This window comes from Streptomyces sp. NPDC005728, from assembly GCF_040630895.1.
Lineage (GTDB): Bacteria > Actinomycetota > Actinomycetes > Streptomycetales > Streptomycetaceae > Streptomyces.
In genome coordinates this window covers 1-17,396 of sequence record NZ_JBEXYL010000062.1, presented here as the reverse complement: position 1 = coordinate 17,396, position 17,396 = coordinate 1, and the positions used below count along the sequence as shown (strand labels likewise).

The following is a 17,396-nucleotide window of genomic DNA, read 5'->3' as shown; positions in this document are numbered from 1 at the left end:
TCTACGTTGAACAAAAGCAGCTGGGCGATCAGTGACGACCCCGTTCAGGGGGAAGGTGGGGCACATGTTCGACGCGATACGCAAGTACGCCGCCAGATTCCGCACCCCGTCGCACCGGGAGGCGGCGGGCACAGGGGACCGGCGTGCACACAACTTGTTCGAAGCGGCAGCCGCCTACGTGGCGGCCCACGCGGAGGACGATCAGGACCGGATCGACGAGGCGGCGGCATGGGTGTCGCCGGAGGCGCTCTCGTTCGGCGTCAACGAGCTTGCGTGCCGGGCCGTCATCGCGCTCGCCCGGGAGCGCGACGAGTCGCCCCGGGCGGTGGCCCGAGACCTCCTCGGTCTGCCGGCGGCCTGAGAAGAAGACTGTCGCCCACGGCGGTCGTTTCGCCCCTGTCCAGGCGGAAACCTGCAGCTCCGCGTGGTGTGCGGAGTCGTGACAAGCGGCTTCCGCTCGCACTAGGGTGCGCGCCGATGGACGAACCACTGGGGAGGCAGGAATGGCCGGGACGGACGAGGAGGCCGTCGCCGCGGACGAGGCGCTGTATGTGCTCACGGCGGTGTTGCTGACGTCGGCGCAGTTTCCGAGCGTGCTGGGTGACGACTACCCGGAGGCCTGCGCGGCGCTGGGCCTGGTGCCGCGCGCCGACGGATACGGCCTGGTGCTCGGGCAGGACGGTGACGGTGCCCGCTGGACCGTGGTCATCGACGACGTCTCGCTGGTGGCCGTGGCGATCGCGTCCTGGGACTGCGGCATGGAGTACGAGCTGTCGCCGGACGAGCGCACGGTGGTGGCCGCCCTGCCGGGCTGGCCACTGGCGCTCGCGGTCGCCGCACCCGGTGTGCCCGCGCCGCACGACCCCGCCCCCGAGGTCTCGGACGGGCTCGTCCTGACCCCGCCGGACACCACTGACTGGGGACCTGCTCAGCGACGCCTGGGCGCCGACGAGATCGCGCTGCAGTGGGCGGCCTGGCGTGACCAGATAGGCGACGGCCACTTCCCCGCGCCGGGTGGGCAGGCAGAGACTACGGAGGCCGCAAAGACGGCAGAGGCGGCGGGCGGCGAGGAAGGCGCCCCGCAGGGCGGCCACCAGGGCGTCCGGCGTGTCCTGGCGGAGGCGCGTGGCTACATAGACTCGCCGCCGCCGCTCGGCCGGGTGCGCTCTTCGTTCGCCCCGGGCGACGCCCGGACGCTGCGCGCCGACGGGCCCGGGTGGTCGATGGTGGCCCGCACCGACGACATCGCGTTCGTGCTGCTCGACGAGGAGCCCGGGGAGGTCCTCCCGGTGGGTCGGGGCCTCGAGCTGCCCGGCCTTCTGGAAGCCCTCGACAAGATGGCCGTGCGACCCAGTTGACCCCGCCGGGGCCGCGCCCTTACGAACGCGCGGCCCTCGACGGCCCTGAGCGCGTGCAGCCATCTCGGCGACACGCCTGCCCGTCGACCCGTCTCTCAGCGGCCGAGTTCCTTGCGGGTGGCCCGGCGGAGCCTGCGCCGCTGGGAGGGGTCCAGCGTCAGGTACGCGGCGACCGGGACCCCTACCACGATGAGGAACGACACCCACCAGGGCAGCCATATCAGCAGGATCAGACCGACCGCCACGCCTCCTGCGGCGATCTTCGCGTTCTTGGACATGATTCGCCTCCTTCGCGGCCACTGCCGCTCTCTGCTCCGAAAACGGCTTCGCGCTTCCCGCGGTTCCGAAGCCCGGCCCTGAGAAACCCCTGAGACGCACCCCCTAGTGGTCCAGCTCACAGAGTATGCCTTCGGGGTGAGCTCTCGGCGTGCTGTACCCTCGGCCATTTCGAGGCGACTAGTCAAACTTGAGGAGTGCTGCAGACCTGTGCAGATGATTCCCACGGCACCACAGTCCAGCCTGTCCGAACTTGCCTACTGCTCCGCAGTGTTCGTGCCCTCCGACCCCGCCCGTGCCGGTCGCATGGCCTTCTGGCGGCCGGACGGCGAGGCTCTCCCCGCCGTCGCCCGGGGCACCGCCTCGGAGCTGGACCTCGTGCTGCCCGCACCGGACGGTGCCGTCGAGCGGGTCAGGCTGCCCGCCCTGCTGCTGCCGGTGCGCGCCGCCCTGCCCGTGCTCACGCGTGCGCGTACGGACTCCGGGTGTCACCCGGCCACCACCTTCTGGAGCACGGCCGGACTGCTGGCGCTGCACCTTCTGTCTCGCGGCCTGCTCCTGCCGGGTCTCTCCCCTGGCGATCACGACGCCTGGCGCGTGGGGCCGCTGTCCGCGCGCGACACGGAGCTGGTCCGCGATCTCGCCGCGGCCATGCCTCCGCAGGCCCACGCCGTGCCGCTCACCCGCGACGGGCGGCCCCGGCTGCCCGAACCCGAGCGGCTGCTGCGCGCCTTCCTCGAACGCGGTCGCCGACACACTCCCCCGCACCCCTGCAGCGTCGTTCGTGACGGGCGATCCTGCCTACACGGCACCCGGACCGCAGCACCTGCCCGGCCTGCGCGCGTCGGCCGACGACATCGCCGCCGGCCACGACGCGGGCGTGCGGCTGTCGCTGCGCGTGGAGGCGCCCGGTCTCCACGACGCCGCACACGAGGACGACGCGCCGGTGCGGTTCCGTGCGGTGCTCCAGGTGCACGGCGTGAGCGGGGCCGCGGACGTTGTGGACGCCGTCGGCCTCTGGTCAGGCTCGGGACCTGCACGCGAGGCGTTCGGCCCGCGCGCGCCGGCGAACACGCTGCTGGCACTGCGCCGGGCGGCCCGGGCGTGGCTTCCTCTGACGCCTCTGCTCTCCGCCACCGCTCCCGACGCCGTCGAGCTTGCCGACGACGAGATCGCCGAACTCCTGGGCGAGGGCGCCCGCGCACTGGCCGCCGTAGGAGTCGACGTGCACTGGCCGAGGGAGCTTTCGCGCGAGCTGACGGCGCACGCGGCGGTCGGTCCGCCGGTCGGGGAGGCTTCGACGCTGCCGTCGTTCCTCTCGGCCGATGCCCTGCTCACGTTCCGCCGGCGGTTCGCGCTCGGCGGGCGGGAGCTGTCGCGCGACGAACTGGACCAGCTCGCCGAGGCCAAGCGTCCACTCGTGCGGCTGCGCGACCGGTGGGTGCTGGTCGACCCCCGGGAGGCGGAGCGCGCCCGAGCCCGGGAGGACCGCTCCATCGCTCCGGTCGAGGCTCTGGCCGCCGCTCTGACGGGCTCGGCCGAGGTCGATGGCCACCGGGTCGAGGTAGGGCCCACGGGGTGGCTGACGCAGCTGCGGGAGCGGCTGTCGGATCCGGAGGCGGGGCAGCCCGTGGCCCAACCGTCGGCTCTTTCCGCCACCCTGCGCGACTACCAGCTGCGGGGTCTCGGCTGGCCGGCCCGGACGACGGCACTCGGGCTTGGCTGTTGTCTGGCCGACGACATGGGTCTCGGCAAGACGGTCACGCTGATCTTCCCTGTCAAGTCAGCATGTTGAGTCGTTGAGGTCCGGCATCCGGGCCGCACACGGCGGCGGGAACATCACCCAACTCGCCGCGTCACACAACCGGATCACGGCGGCCGCCGGTGTCCGCATTTGGAATGCAGGCCAGCCCCGTCCCGGCCTGTGACGCGACCACGAAGCTTTCCCGTGGATTCACTGCCTTTCCCGTGCACGGCAAAACATCACCGGCATTCAAGGGAAACGACGGAATGCATGACACGAAGTGCGGTCAGCCGTAAGGACATAGACGCAACAAGTAAGTCAAGACTTACCTTTAGGGAACTTTGACCGTATGGTGCGGCTCGAATCGAAGGAGTCCCTTGTTGTCAAACATAAATGATTCTGCCGTGCATGCGGTTGAATCGGAGCAAGGTTACGTGTCCTCATTGTATGAGCTGCTCACACAGCGGCTTGCCGAGGCGCGAGCGAACCGGGCGAGTGTGCTGAAGGCCCCGGCGGACGGCGCCGGCGAGGCGTACGAGAGAGAGATCGCCGCCGACCGTCTGACCAAGGAGATCGGCCGGCTGGAAGGCGCCGAGAAGGGGCTGGTCTTCGGGCGCATCGACTGGACGGACGGCACGGCCCTGCGCATCGGGCGGATCGGACTGCACACGGAGGAGGACGAACTGCCGCTGCTCGTGGACTGGCGCGCGAACGCGGCGCGGCCCTTCTACGAGGCTACACCGGTCCACCCGATGGATCTGCGGCGGCGTCGGCACCTGCGCCTCGAGGAGCGCACGGTCGTCTCGGTGAGCGACGAACTGCTCGACGGGACCGCCCCGACCGACGAAGACGTCGTGGGGGACGGCCCGTTGACCGAGGCTCTGTCGGCACGGCGTACGGGCAGGATGCACGCGGCCGTCGCGACGCTGCAGGCCGAGCAGGACGAGATCGTCCGCTCCGCCCACCGCGGGGTGACCGTGGTGCAGGGCGGGCCCGGCACCGGCAAGACGGTGGTCGCCCTGCACCGAGCGGCCTACGTCCTGTACGCGTTCCCGCGCGCCGCGGAGGAAGGCGTCCTCGTGGTGGGCCCCAACGCCCGTTTCCTCGACTACATCTCCCAGGTCCTTCCCTCGCTCGGGGAGAACGACGTCGATCTGGCGACCTGTCAGGAACTGGCCGGAGTGTCCCCGGACGCAGTGGACCCGTTCGACACGGCGCGCCTCAAGGGCGGCCTGGACCTCGCCGACGCCCTGGCCGGCCTGCTGCGAGACCACCAGGCCCCCGCCGGTGACTTCACCGTCCGGGTCGGGCAGGAACTGGTCCACCTGTCCGAGAAGGAGGTCGCCACTGCACGCGCCGCCGCCCTGGCGGCCGCATCCGGCCACAACCCCGCGCGCCAGGCGTTCAAGGAACTCCTGGTCGACGCCGTCACCGACGCGATGCAACGGGACATGGGCGACCTCCTGGAGCAGATCGACGCCGATGCCGAGCAGATGACGGGCCTGAACCTCGACCGGTTCACGGGGGTCGCCCAGCGCCGTGCCGAGGGCGCCGCCGACCCGGGTCCGGTCCACGAGCTGGACCTGGACGCCATCGGGGCCGATCTCCTCGACGACGCCGGTGTCGACCGGGCGGTCGAGGCGCTGTGGCCGAGGCTGGTACCCGGCGACCTCGTGAAGGCACTGCTGACGGATGCCGATGCCCTGGCCGAGCGCCTGCCGACCCTGACCCCGCAGGAGCGGTCCCTTCTCCTGCGTGCCCCGGACGTCCCGTGGACCGATGCGGACGTGCCGTTGCTGGACGAGGCGGCGAGCCTGGTCGACGGCCCGCCCGAGCGGACGTACGGGCACGTCGTCGTCGACGAGGCGCAGGAACTGACCGCTATGCAGTGGCGGATGATCGTCCGCCGCTGCCCGGCGAGGGCGATGACGCTGGTGGGTGACTTCGCCCAATCGGGCCCGGCCACGACGGCACGCGACTGGAAGGAAGCCCTGAGCCCGCATGTCGGGACGCGGTTCAGACTGCACGACCTGACGGTCAGTTACCGCACCACGCAGGAGATCCTGGAGAGCGTCCGGGACCTGCTCGCGCGGATCGCTCCGGACCAGCGGCCCACACGGTCACTGCGCAGCGGTGAGAGCCCGCGCACCGTGACCACACATGGGGACGGGTTGGTCACCGCCGTCGTGGAGGAACTGCGCGCCCAGAGCACCGCGCAGCCGGACGAACTCCTGGGAGTGATCTGCGCGGACACCCGGGTGAGCCAGTTGACGGCTCACGGCATCGCCGACCACGCACGCATCGTGCCCGCGTCCGAAGCACGTGGCCTCGAGTTCGACGGGGTCGTCGTCCTGAACCCCGAGGAGATCATCACGGCCCACCCCGGCGGGGAGAGGGACCTGTACGTGGCCCTGACCCGGGCCACCAAGCGCCTGTGCACCATCACCACCCAGCCCGCATGATGGCGCGGCGCCCGCGTGGTCGCCGCGGGCGCACAAGTGCCCCAACGCGCCGTCAACGTACGCAGGCCGGCCTGGCGGCCCCGCTGGCCTCGTCGGCAGAACTCACGCTCGCCCGAAGCGAACCGCGAACCGGTACTCATACGACAGATCGGTCCAGCGAGCACACGGATCTGATGACCAGCGGCACGTCCAGCATCCATCTGCTGTGTGACCCGTCGGGGCTACCTCAGAGAAAGCTCTCTGACCAGGCACTATGCCGGTCAGGGGCTTTTTGCGATCTCCAGTGTCCACGCGGGTGTCCACGGGCTGCCGAAAAAACCTCAGACCCCCGTTTTTGCGGACGCAGCATCTGTGCCATGGCGAGCATCGAGACACGCACACTCAGACCGACAGAGTCTGCGACCTGCTCTACCCGTCCGAGGGGTTCGCCTCGGACGAGTAGGCGACCACCAGGCTGTAATGGATTCGCAGTGCGGGATAGTGTCTCGCGCTACCGCTCACCGGCTACCTGGTCCCGCCCGCAGCGGAGTGACGTTGCTCGGGCGCCCGCTGAGCACGTCCCGCAACTCCTCGTTCTCCAGGGTCAGTCGCGTGTTCTCCGCCAGGAATCCCTGGACATCGTCGCGAAGCCGGACGATCTCCTTGTTCTTGTTAGCGATGGTGGCTCCGGTGTCCGGGATCGATGCTGCGGCACTGGAGTACCTGGCCGGACGGACGGCCGCCGAGGCCCGTCGGATGCTCGGCCTGGCCCTCGGCGCCGGTGAGCGAAGCGGCGGGCATCTATGGGAGTTGACGGCTACTCAGGATCCCGCCCTGCTCGCCGACGTATGGGAGTTGACGGCTGCTCAGGACGTCGTTCGGCTCGCCGACGGACCGGCATCCGGTGCTGTTGCCGACCGGCTCGCCGAAGGGTCGGGGCGGGGCCGTGACGGGTTGGCCACGGCCGTGCACGCCTGGCGCACCGGAGGAGCGGCGGCGCGTGGCCCTCGCACGCGCGCGTGCGGCTCTCGACGCGGCATGGGAGGAGGACGAACGGCCGCCGTTCCGGCGGACCGGCAAACGCTGGACCGCCCCGGACGAGGCGGTCCAGCTGCGCCTGGGCCGGGACGGCCGGTGGTGGCCGTACCGCGAGGAGGACGGCCGCTGGGTTCCGGCCGGCGAAGCGGACCGCGATCCGGCGACGGCGGTGGCTGCGGCGCGCCTCAGCCCTGAGGATCAGCGAAGGGAAGTATCTGACAGGTCGTCATCCATTGGCGGAAACGATCCGACGAGCGGTGGACGCCACTTGTTCACCCCTGGGTCGTGCGGCGTTCCTCCTGGGGCCCAAATGTGGCCACAGTCAACGAACTTGTCCCCAGGAGGCACGATGTCCCCGCAGTCCGCCGGCCGGCCCCGCATACCCCGTTCCGTCGCCACGGGCCTGCCCCTGGCCCTGGCCGCCGCCCTGGTGGCCGCGGGAACGGCCGAGGCGACGCCGTCCGGGGACGCCCGTGTCATCCGTACGGCGACCCTCGGGGAGATCCCGCTCGGCGCGTTCAGCAACGCGCTGCTGCCCGGAAGCGTGGACAACGACCGCGAAGTGGATCTCGGGGGCATCGGCAGCGACATCTACCCGGCCGGCCGCCAGGGCGAGTACTGGACCGTGACCGACCGCGGCCCCAACGGCCAGATCAAGGTGGACGGCAAGAAGCGCCGGACCTTCCCGGTGCCGGGATTCGATCCTGCGATCGTGAAGATCCGGGTCTGCGGGGACGAGATCGAGGTGGTCGACGCGATCCCGCTCACCACGTCCTCGGGCAAGGCCGTCACCGGTCTGCCCAACCAGAAGAGCCGGGACGAGGCTCCGTACACGTACGACGCCTCGACGCCGCTGTCGCACAACCCGAACGGTCTGGACACCGAGGGCATCGTGCGGGCCACGGACGGGACCTTCTGGCTCGTGGACGAGTACGGCCCCTCGCTGATCCACGTCTCCGCGCGCGGGAAGGTGCTCACCCGCTATGTGCCCAAAGGGCTGAACCTCACCGGAGCCGACTACCCGGTGGTGGAGGCCCTGCCGTCCGTCCTGCTGCACCGCAAGATCAACCGCGGCTTCGAAGGGCTGGCACAGCTTCCCGGCGGCGATCTGGTGATGGCTCTGCAGAGCCCGCTCTCGCTGCCCGACTCGGGCGCCGGGGACGCCTCGCGCACGACCCGTCTGCTGCGCTTCTCGCCGCGGAAGAAGGCCGTCACCGCGGAGTACGCCTACCGCTTCGACCCGGTGAACGTCGTCGACCCCGGCGAGGACGACACGTCCGAACTGAAGATCTCCTCGGTCGTGGCCGTCGGCGGCGACCGGCTGCTGGTGGAGGAGCGTACCGACAGGGCGGCCCGGCTCCAGCTGGTCAGGCTGGGGCACAAGGCCGACATCCTCGGCGATTCCTGGGACGACGACATGACGTCTCCGTCGCTGGAGCAGCTGGACGACCCGGCCGCGGCAGGCGTACCGGTGCTGAGCAAGCGGCTCGTCGTCGACCTGGGCAAGGTGAGCGGTGTGCCCGGGAAGATCGAGGGCGTCGCGCGCGTGGACCACGACACGCTCGCTCTCATCAACGACAACGACTTCGGGATGACCGACGGCGCGGGTGCGTTCGACGCCCAGGGCCATCTGGTCGACAGCGGGGTCAAGACGATCCTGACGTACGTGCGACTGCCCAAGGGCTTGTGAGAGGGGCCCTCTCAGGGCAGTTGACCCTGAGAGGGCAGCAGCGACTCCAGCTCGCTCGGCAGGGTGCTCGGGAATCCTGAGGGCAGCTCGGTCGGCAGCCGCGACGGCAGCCGACTGGGCAGCTCGGTGGGAAGACTGAAGGAGGGCCGGGGAGAGCGGCTCGCGCTCGTGCCGCTCCCGTCCGGCCCCTTCTCGTCCCCCGTGCCGTGACTTCCGGAACCCATCAGCACCACGGCGAGGACGACCGCGGCGGCCACCAGGACGGTCAGGAGGGCGAACAACGGGCCGCGGCTGCGTCGCAAGGGCTCCGGCGGCCATGACCGGTCCGGCCCGCCCGACGCGGGTGGGCCGTAGCCGCCGGGCGGCGGTCCGAAACCGCCGGACGGAGGCGGGGTACCACGCGGCGGTTCGGGCGGCACGGGAGGTACGGGAGGCAGGGGCATACCGTCCAGAGTCGCCACCGACCGGTCACGGGGCCACCCGCGCACGGAAGCTGATACGGGCTCATGTCACGGACCGCACCATTCCGCCGTCTCTCACATGCGCGGCCGGGCAGCAGGACAGGCTCCTCGCCGAGGCCCCTGGAGATCGGCAGCCACGCGCGCGTGCGGGCCGCTCGGAAACAGACTCGCACGCGCGCGTGCGCAATCAGTCCCGGGCGCCCAGCAGGTGGTCCATCGCCAGCTGGTCGAGCTGTTCGAAGGCCATCCCGCGGGCGGCGGCCGCCTCCACGTCGAAGTCCTCGAACGCCGTGCGGTCGGCGAGCAGGGCCTGGAGGCCGTCCGCCGCGGTCGGCTGAGCCAGCTGGTCAAGGCGCGAGGCCCGGAGCGCTTCCTGGACTTCCGGGTCGGCACGGAAGTCGGCGGAACGCTCCTTCAGGATGAGGTAGTTGCGCATGCAGCCGGCCGCCGACGCCCACACGCCGTCGAGGTCCTCGGTACGCGGCGGCTTGAAGTCGAAGTGGCGGGGCCCTTCGTAACCGGCGCTCTCCAGAAGGTCGACGAGCCAGAAGGCGGCCCGTAGATCACCGGCGCCGAACCGCAGGTCCTGGTCGTACTTGATGCCGGACTGCCCGTTGAGGTCGATGTGGAAGAGCTTCCCCGCCCACAGGGCCTGAGCGATGCCGTGCGGGAAGTTCAGCCCGGCCATCTGCTCGTGGCCCACCTCGGGGTTGACGCCGTACAGCTCGGGGCGCTCCAGGCGCTCGATGAAGGCCAGCGCGTGGCCGACGGTGGGCAGCAGGATGTCGCCGCGCGGCTCGTTCGGCTTGGGCTCGATGGCGAAGCGGACGTCGTAGCCCTGTGAGGTGACGTACTCGCCCAGGAGGTCGAAGGCCTCCTTCATCCGGTCGAGGGCCGTGCGCACGTCCTTGGCGGCGCCGGACTCGGCGCCCTCGCGGCCACCCCAGGCGACGTACGTCTTCGCGCCCAGCTCGACGGCGAGATCGATGTTCCGGATCGTCTTGCGCAACGCATAGCGGCGGACGTCTCGGTCGTTGGCGGTGAACGCGCCGTCCTTGAAGACGGGGTGCGTGAAGAGGTTCGTGGTGGCCATCGGGACGGACATGCCGGTCGCGTCCAGGGCCTGACGGAAACGCTTGATGTGCGACTCGCGCTCGGTGCCGGCGGCCCCGAAGGGGATCAGGTCGTCGTCGTGGAAGGTCACCCCGTGGGCGCCGAGCTCGGCCAGACGCTGCACCGTCTCGACCGGGTCGAGGGCACGGCGGGTGGCGTCGCCGAACGGGTCCCTTCCCTGCCAGCCGACGGTCCACAGGCCGAAGGTGAACCTGTCCTCGGGGGTGGGCTGGTAGCTCATGCCGCGGCTCCTTGCGTGGGTACGGCTATTTCGTCATGGCCGTTTACAAATTAGTATGCGGGAGCACCTCTGGGAAGAGACACGGTGAGTCTTTGCCGACAAGGTGCCATTCGACGGGTGTCGTCGATCGACGTCTTGCCAGCTCACAGCACATCCCGCAGAGCCGCGGAAGAGGAGAGAGCCGATGTCAGCAGCCGAGGGTCCGCTCGTCGTCGGTGTGGACACGTCCACGCAATCCACGAAGGCGCTGGTCGTCGACGCGGCCACCGGGGAGATCGTGGCGAGCGGTCAGGCGCCGCACACCGTGTCCTCGGGTGCGGGCCGGGAGAGTGATCCGCGCCAGTGGTGGGATGCGCTGTGCGAGGCGCTGCGCCAGTGCGGTGAACCTGCGCACGAGGCGGCCGCGGTGTCCATCGGCGGCCAGCAGCACGGCCTGGTCACCCTGGACGAGCGGGGCGAGCCGGTACGCCCGGCGCTGCTGTGGAACGACGTCCGCTCGGCACCGCAGGCCCGCCGGCTCGTCGAGGAGCTGGGCGGTCCCAAGGGCTGGGCGGAGCGCACCGGCAGCGTGCCCGGGGCTTCGTTCACGGTGACGAAGTGGGCGTGGCTGGCCGAGCACGAGCCGGAGGCGGTGCGTGCCACCAGGGCGGTGCGGCTCCCCCACGACTACCTCACGGAGCGTCTGACCGGGCACGGCACCACGGACCGCGGCGACGCCTCGGGCACCGGTTGGTGGGCGTCCGGGACGGAGGCGTACGACGAGGAGACGCTGGCGCACGTGGGGCTCGACCCCACGCTGCTGCCCCGGGTGGTGCGGCCCGGCGAGGTGGCCGGCACCGTGCGCGAACACCACGACCTGCCGTTCTCCAAGGGCACCCTGGTGGCGCCGGGCACCGGCGACAACGCGGCCGCCGCGCTGGGCCTCGGCCTGCGGCCGGGCACCCCGGTGCTGAGCCTCGGCACGTCGGGCACCGTGTACGCCGTCTCCAGGCGCCGCCCCGCCGACCCGACGGGCACGGTGGCGGGCTTCGCCGACGCACACGGGGACTGGCTGCCGCTGGCCTGCACCCTGAACTGCACGCTCGCCGTGGACCGCGTCGCGGCCCTGCTGGGCCTTGACCGGGAGGCCGTGGAGCCAGGTACGTCCGTCACCCTGCTGCCCTACCTGGACGGCGAGCGCACCCCGAACCTGCCGAACGCGTCCGGCCTGCTGCACGGGCTGCGGCACGACACCACCGGCGGCCAGCTGCTGCAGGCGGCCTACGACGGCGCGGTGCACGCACTGCTCGGCGCGCTCGACCTGGTCCTCGACGAGGACGCCGACCGCACCACCCCGCTGCTGCTGATCGGCGGCGGAGCCCGGGGCACCGCATGGCAGCAGACGGTACGGCGGCTGTCGGGGCGGCCGGTCCAGGTCCCGGAGGCCAGGGAACTGGTCGCCCTCGGTGCCGCGGCGCAGGCTGCGGGCCTGCTGACCGGCGAGGACCCGGCCGCGGTGGCCCGCCGCTGGAACACGGCCGCAGGCCCGGTACTGGAGGCCGTGGAGCGGGACGAGACGACGCTGGCCAGGATCAGCGGGGTACTCTCCGACGCGGCCCCGCTGCTGGAGCGGGGGCCGGAATCACGCTGAGGCCAGCCGCACCACCCGAGCTGAGCCCGGCCGTAGACACCGAGGATTGACCAGGGCATGACCGCACCGCTGCACGAGGGCCGCCCGGCCGGTACCGGACGCTCCCTGCCGGACACCCAGCAGGGCATGCGCCGGCGCAACCTCGCCCGGGTGATGCACGCCGTCAGCGCGGAGGGCCCGCTGTCACGGGCCGCGGTCGCCTCGCACATCGGCCTGACACGGGCGGCGGTGTCGACCCTCGTGGACGAGCTGATGAGCTGGGAGCTGCTGGAGGAACTGGGCCCGGAACGGCCGGGCCGGGTGGGTCGCCCCGGATCGGCTCTCGCGGTGAGCGGGCGCGGTCCCGCCGGCATCGGGGCCGAGGTCGGCGTCGATCACCTCGCGGTGTGCGCGGTCGACCTGCGCGGCAGGGTCCGCGCCCGGGCCGTGCGGCACGGCGCGAACCGGGGCCGTGCTCCGGCGTCGGTGATCGAGGAGCTGACGGCGCTGATCCGCCGGGTCGTGGCCGAGGCGGAGCGCGAGGAGCTGTGGCCCGCCGGTCTCGCGGTCGCCGTGCCGGGCCTGGTGGCGCGGGACGGCCGTACGGTCGTACGCGCCCCGAACCTCGACTGGAACGACACGGACCTCGGCCCGCTGCTGCCCGGCCTGCCGCTGACCGTGGACAACGAGGCCAACTTCGGTGCCCTGGCCGAGCTGTGGCTCGGCTCCGGTGCCCCACGCGACTTCCTGCACGTGTCGGCCGAGATCGGCATCGGCGCCGCGGTCGTCGTGGACGGGCACCTGCTGCGCGGCACGCGGGGCTTCGCGGGCGAACTGGGCCATGTGCCCGTCCACCCGGAAGGACCCCCCTGTCCGTGCGGCGGGCGCGGGTGCCTGGAGCAGTACGCCGGCGAGGAGGCGGTGCTGCGCGCGGCCGGGCTGGAGCCGCACGAGGATCTGGTCGGCCTGCTCGCGGAGCGCGCCGAGGAGGGCGACGAGACCGTACGGGGGGCTCTGCACGACGCCGGTACGGCGCTCGGCATAGCCCTGACCGGCGCGGTCAATCTGCTGGACCCCGAGACGGTCGTCCTGGGCGGGGCACTCGCCGGCCTCTCCCCTTGGCTGCTGCCCTCGCTGGAGGCCGAACTGACGGGCCGTACGGCGGGGCCGGCCTGTCCCGTGTCGGTGTCCGGACTGGGGCCCGAGGGCCCGCTCCTGGGCGCCGCACACTCGGTCGTACGGGCCGTCCTCGACGATCCGGCGGCGGTGGCGGAACGGCCCTGACGACTCGGAGACGGGTGCGACGCCCGGTGGACGGGCGGTCGGACTCCTGCTCGTCCCTTGCGACACGGTGGGTTCCAAGGACCTGCTGACTGCCTGATCCCACTCGATCGGGTGGCCGAGATTTCCACAGTGCGCAGCTTGTCCACGGAACTTCGGCGCGCCCTTCTGCCCAACTCCCCCGCGCCGTACCGTGATTCGCACGAGAGGCGCCGCCGGACCTGCCTTCGCAGTGGACCGCTCGCGGATCGAGGGGATGCTCACGCGTCGAGTGACGGTCGGCTGACACGCATCGGGGGGACACGTGCACGGGGAGACGATCGGGGGCGTGGCCGACCTGGCGCGGGAGTTGTCGACGGCCGGTGTGCTGCTGCTGGTGGTGCTGCGGGTGCTGCCAGTACCGCGGGCGCTGCCAGTACCGCGTGTACTGCCAGCGCTGCGGGTGCTGAGACGGCGTCATCGCGGAGCGAACCGGCCGGCACCACCCCATGACCGCCTCGCAGAAAGGACCGACGCCGCCATGACCGACCCCCGCATCCTGACCGTGCGTCCGGAACCGGACGAGTACGCCTGGACCTTCGGCGGTGCTCCCCCGGTGGCCCGGATCGAACCCGGAACGGTTCTCGACCTCTACACCGAGGACTGTTTCGCCGGGCGGGTGCGGTCGGAGAAGGACCTCGTCTCCGAGGTCTGCGAGTTTCCCTTCCTCAATCCTCAGACCGGCCCCTTCCACGTCGAGGGTGCCGAACCCGGCGACACCGTGGCGGTGCACTTCGTGTCCGTCGAACCGGCCCGGGACTGGGCCGCGTCGACCACGGTCCCCCTCTTCGGCGCGCTCACCTCGACGCACACCACTGCCACGCTGCAGCCCCCGCTCCCGGAGCGAGTCTGGATCTGGCAGCTCGACCGCACCCGGCGCACCGCCCTCTTCCGGGCGCAGGAAAGTGACCTCGAGCTGGAACTGCCCATGGACCCGATGCACGGCACGGTGGGCGTGGCCCCGGCCAACCTGGAGGTGCGATCGGCCCTGGTCCCGGACGCGCACGGCGGGAACATGGACACGCCCGAAATGCGGGCCGGCGTCACCTGCTATCTGGGGGTCAATGTCGAGGGCGCCCTGCTCAGCCTCGGCGACGGGCATGCACGGCAGGGTGAGGGCGAGACCTGCGGGGTGGCCGTGGAATGCGCGATGAACACCGTGGTGATCGTCGATCTCCTCAAGGACGTCGCCACTCCCTGGCCCAGGCTGGAATCGGACACGCATCTCATCTCGACCGGCTCGGCGCGCCCGCTGGAGGACGCGTTCCGGATATCGCAGCTCGACCTGGTGCAGTGGCTGGTGCGCGACTACGGGTTCACTGAGCTGGACGCGTATCAGTTCGCAACCCAGGCGGTCGAATCGCCGTTGGCCAACGTGTGCGACACCAACTACACGTGCGTGGCCAAGCTCCGCAAGGAGTGGCTGCCTGCGCGGGAGACTCACCGCGGCATGCACGCGCGGCTGCGGGAGACCGCACGAGCGCTCCGCCTCTGACGCCACATCAGTCGCCCAGGCCGGTGTCGCCCCCACACCCCGTTCCTGAAAGGCAGCCGACGATGGACACGAACCCGCCCGGACCACAGCTCAGCAGGCGACGGATCCTGAGGGGCGCGGCTCTCGCCGCCGCCCCCTACGCGCTGCTCCCCGCCGCCCGCGCGGGAGCGGAGGGAACCGTCGACTACCCCTCGGCCGAGTGGCAGCCGGCGAGCACCGGCAACTACACCTCCTCCGACCGCCCCGCGGCCTACGACATCGACCGCGTGATCATCCACGTCACCCAGGAGACGTATCCGGACACACTGGCGATCTTCCAGAACCCGCAGAAGAAGGTGTCCGCGCACTATGTGATCCGCTCGGCCGACGGGCATGTCGCGCAGTGCGTGCACGAGGCCGACATCGCCTGGCATGCGGGCAACTGGGACTACAACACCCGCAGCATCGGCATCGAGCACGAGGGCTGGGTGGACCAGCCCGCCTACTTCACCAACGCCCTCTACGAGCAGTCCGCGAAGCTGACCGCGGCGATTTGCGCCACATACGGCATCCCCAAGGACAGGGACCACGTCATCGGCCACTACCAGGTGCCGGGCACCGACCACACCGACCCGGGACCGAACTGGGACTGGGTCCGCTACCTCAACCTGGTCAATTTCGCCTAGGCGGACGTCGAACCGGTTGTCCGCGCGAACACGGCGCGTGACGATGGTCCCAGCCGTTCCACCTCCCGGGAGGACGAGTTGACCGATCCGTGGGTGGCCCTGGAGCCGGGGGCCGACCCTGCCGAGCGAGTCCGGGTGCTGCGTCGGGCGCACGAGACGTTCACCACGGCGGGCACGGTGCCGCACCCGGTGCGGTCGGTGGTGGCCGAATCCTGGCGACGCAGCGCACGAGCCGGTGTGGGGCCGGACGGCACCGCGCGCGTGGAGCTGACCGACGGCGACCTCGGCACCTACCGGGCCGGGCACCCGCTGGCCCAGGTGATGCCGCTGTTCCGGGAGCTGATGGGCACGTTCGCCGCCGACGGCGAGCATCTGCTCGCGGTGTGCGACGCGCACGGCAGGCTGCTGTGGGTCGAGGGGCATGCGGCGACCCGGCGCCTGGCGGACCGGATGAACTTCGTACCGGGGGCACGATGGTCGGAGACGGCCGTCGGCACCAACGCGCCGGGTACCGCGGTCGCCCTGGACAGACCGGTACAGGTGTTCGCGGCGGAGCACTTCATACGGCGGGTGCAGCCGTGGACCTGTGCGGCCGCGCCGGTGCACGATCCGCACACCGGCCGGGTCCTCGGCGCCGTCGACATCACCGGCGGGGACGGGCTGGCGCATCCGCACAGTCTGGGCTTCGTCCAGGCGGTGGCGCGGGCCGCCGAGTCACAGCTCGCGCTGCTCGCCCCGCCCCGGCGTGCCGAGGACTCCGCCCTGCTGAGCGTGCTGGGCCGCGACGAGGCCGAACTCCGCCTGGACGGCGGCCGGATCAGGCTCAGCCGCAGGCACAGCGAGATCCTCGCCCTCCTCGCCCGCCATCCCGAGGGGCTGACCGGCGACGAACTGCTCTGTGCTCTGTACGCGGACGAGTCGGTGACCCCGGTGACGCTGCGCGCCGAACTGGCCCGGCTGAGACGGCTGGTGGGGCCGGGGCTGCTCGCCTCCCGGCCGTACCGGCTGACGGCGGAGGTCGAGTCCGATGCCGCCTTCGTGGAACGGCGGCTGCAGGCGGGTGCGCTCACATCGGCGGTGGAGGCCTACAGCGGCCCGCTGCTGCCCGGGTCGCAGGCCCCGGCGGTCGTACGGCTCAGGCGTCGCCTCGCCGACGGGCTGCGCACGGCCCTGATCGCCCACGGCGACCCCGATCTGCTCTCCGGCTGGGCGGACGCTCCGTGGGGTGAGGACGACCTCGACGTGTGGCGGGCCCTCGCGGCGGTACGGCCCACGGCACCGGTGCGGGCACGGCTCGCGGCGCTGGAGGCCGAGCTGGCCGTGCCGATGTGCCGGGCACCCGCGCAGAACGGCGGCGCAACCTACTTGCAACGTCCGCCCGCCTAGCCTCGCGCCGGGAGCTGCCCAACGGCGGGCAGCGCTTCACCGGGAGGCAGACCAGCATGACCCGTTACGCGGCACCCGGCACCGAGGGCGCGATCGTCTCCTACCAGGCGCGCTACGACCACTTCATCGGCGGTGAGTACGTGCCGCCGTTGCGCGGCCAGTACTTCGAGAATCCGTCGCCGGTCAACGGACTGCCGTTCACCGAGATCGCGCGCGGCACCGCGGAGGACGTCGAGCGGGCGCTGGACGCGGCGCACGAGGCCGCGCCCGGTTGGGGCCGTACGTCGGTGACCGAGCGCTCCGACACGCTGCTGAAGATCGCCGACCGCATGGAGGCCCATCTCGAATCGCTCGCGGTGGCCGAGAGCTGGGAGAACGGCAAGCCGGTGCGCGAGACGCTGGCGGCCGACATCCCGCTCGCCATCGACCACTTCCGCTACTTCGCGGGTGCCATCCGCGCGCAGGAGGGTGCCCCGGTACTGACCGGCATCATCGCGGCCCTGCTGCTGCTCCGCCTCTACCCCCTGCTGCTGCACCGTCTCGCCCGTCCGGCCGGGCG

At 71.6% G+C, this 17,396-nt stretch carries 13 protein-coding genes and 2 pseudogenes; 12 read left to right on the top strand and 3 right to left on the bottom strand.

What is annotated here, in order from left to right:
- The first annotated feature begins 64 nt into the window (after positions 1 to 64).
- Together ABZ471_RS32260 and ABZ471_RS32255 are read left to right on the top strand one after the other, a co-directional pair.
- The gene (locus ABZ471_RS32260; protein WP_359071399.1) at positions 65 to 361 is read left to right on the top strand and encodes a hypothetical protein; all 297 of its coding nucleotides are present in this window, start codon (positions 65 to 67) and stop codon (positions 359 to 361) included.
- A 142-nt stretch (positions 362 to 503) separates the two neighbouring features.
- The gene (locus ABZ471_RS32255) at positions 504 to 1,358 is read left to right on the top strand and encodes a hypothetical protein (RefSeq protein WP_359071397.1); all 855 of its coding nucleotides are present in this window, start codon (positions 504 to 506) and stop codon (positions 1,356 to 1,358) included.
- A 95-nt stretch (positions 1,359 to 1,453) separates the two neighbouring features.
- On the opposite strand, the gene ABZ471_RS32250 is transcribed toward ABZ471_RS32255, so the two are convergent.
- On the bottom strand, positions 1,454 to 1,636 hold the full coding sequence (locus tag ABZ471_RS32250; protein ID WP_359071395.1) for a hypothetical protein: 183 nt from the start codon (positions 1,634 to 1,636) through the stop codon (positions 1,454 to 1,456).
- A 214-nt stretch (positions 1,637 to 1,850) separates the two neighbouring features.
- Here ABZ471_RS32250 and ABZ471_RS32245 point away from each other — a divergent pair.
- From ABZ471_RS32245 to ABZ471_RS32230, 4 genes and pseudogenes are all read left to right on the top strand, one after another.
- Positions 1,851 to 3,405 (top strand): annotated as a pseudogene (locus ABZ471_RS32245) (SNF2 helicase-associated domain-containing protein); the annotation flags it as partial.
- 407 nt (positions 3,406 to 3,812) lie between these two features.
- Entirely contained in the window at positions 3,813 to 5,840 is a 2,028-nt protein-coding gene (locus ABZ471_RS32240; RefSeq protein WP_359071394.1) for an ATP-dependent DNA helicase, read from the top strand.
- Positions 5,841 to 6,515: 675 nt separating this feature from the next.
- Positions 6,516 to 7,041 (top strand): annotated as a pseudogene (locus ABZ471_RS32235) (SWF or SNF family helicase); the annotation flags it as partial.
- Positions 7,042 to 7,206: 165 nt separating this feature from the next.
- Positions 7,207 to 8,547 carry an esterase-like activity of phytase family protein gene (locus ABZ471_RS32230; RefSeq protein WP_359071451.1) on the top strand — a complete coding sequence of 447 codons (1,341 nt, stop codon included), beginning with the start codon at positions 7,207 to 7,209 and terminating at the stop codon, positions 8,545 to 8,547.
- 11 nt (positions 8,548 to 8,558) lie between these two features.
- Here ABZ471_RS32230 and ABZ471_RS32225 read toward each other — a convergent pair whose 3' ends face one another.
- A complete protein-coding gene (locus ABZ471_RS32225; protein ID WP_359071392.1) occupies positions 8,559 to 8,849 on the bottom strand; it encodes a hypothetical protein in 291 nt (96 codons plus the stop codon).
- Positions 8,850 to 9,195: 346 nt separating this feature from the next.
- A complete protein-coding gene (xylA, locus tag ABZ471_RS32220) occupies positions 9,196 to 10,362 on the bottom strand; it encodes a xylose isomerase (RefSeq protein WP_359071391.1) in 1,167 nt (388 codons plus the stop codon).
- A gap of 184 nt (positions 10,363 to 10,546) precedes the next feature.
- Here xylA and xylB point away from each other — a divergent pair, with 184 nt between their 5' ends.
- The 6 genes from xylB to ABZ471_RS32190 form a co-directional block, all read left to right on the top strand.
- On the top strand, positions 10,547 to 11,992 hold the full coding sequence (gene xylB / locus ABZ471_RS32215; RefSeq protein ID WP_359071389.1) for a xylulokinase: 1,446 nt from the start codon (positions 10,547 to 10,549) through the stop codon (positions 11,990 to 11,992).
- 57 nt (positions 11,993 to 12,049) lie between these two features.
- On the top strand, positions 12,050 to 13,255 hold the full coding sequence (locus tag ABZ471_RS32210) for an ROK family transcriptional regulator (protein ID WP_359071387.1): 1,206 nt from the start codon (positions 12,050 to 12,052) through the stop codon (positions 13,253 to 13,255).
- 517 nt (positions 13,256 to 13,772) lie between these two features.
- Positions 13,773 to 14,786, top strand: coding sequence for an acetamidase/formamidase family protein (locus ABZ471_RS32205; protein ID WP_359071385.1), 1,014 nt, complete (start codon positions 13,773 to 13,775; stop codon positions 14,784 to 14,786).
- 62 nt (positions 14,787 to 14,848) lie between these two features.
- A complete protein-coding gene (locus tag ABZ471_RS32200) occupies positions 14,849 to 15,451 on the top strand; it encodes an N-acetylmuramoyl-L-alanine amidase (protein WP_359071384.1) in 603 nt (200 codons plus the stop codon).
- A gap of 78 nt (positions 15,452 to 15,529) precedes the next feature.
- Complete coding sequence (locus tag ABZ471_RS32195) at positions 15,530 to 16,837, top strand: GAF domain-containing protein (protein WP_359071382.1); 1,308 nt, start codon at positions 15,530 to 15,532, stop codon at positions 16,835 to 16,837.
- A gap of 56 nt (positions 16,838 to 16,893) precedes the next feature.
- The coding region (locus tag ABZ471_RS32190) for an aldehyde dehydrogenase family protein (protein WP_359071380.1) at positions 16,894 to 17,396 on the top strand (503 nt) is incomplete at its 3' end.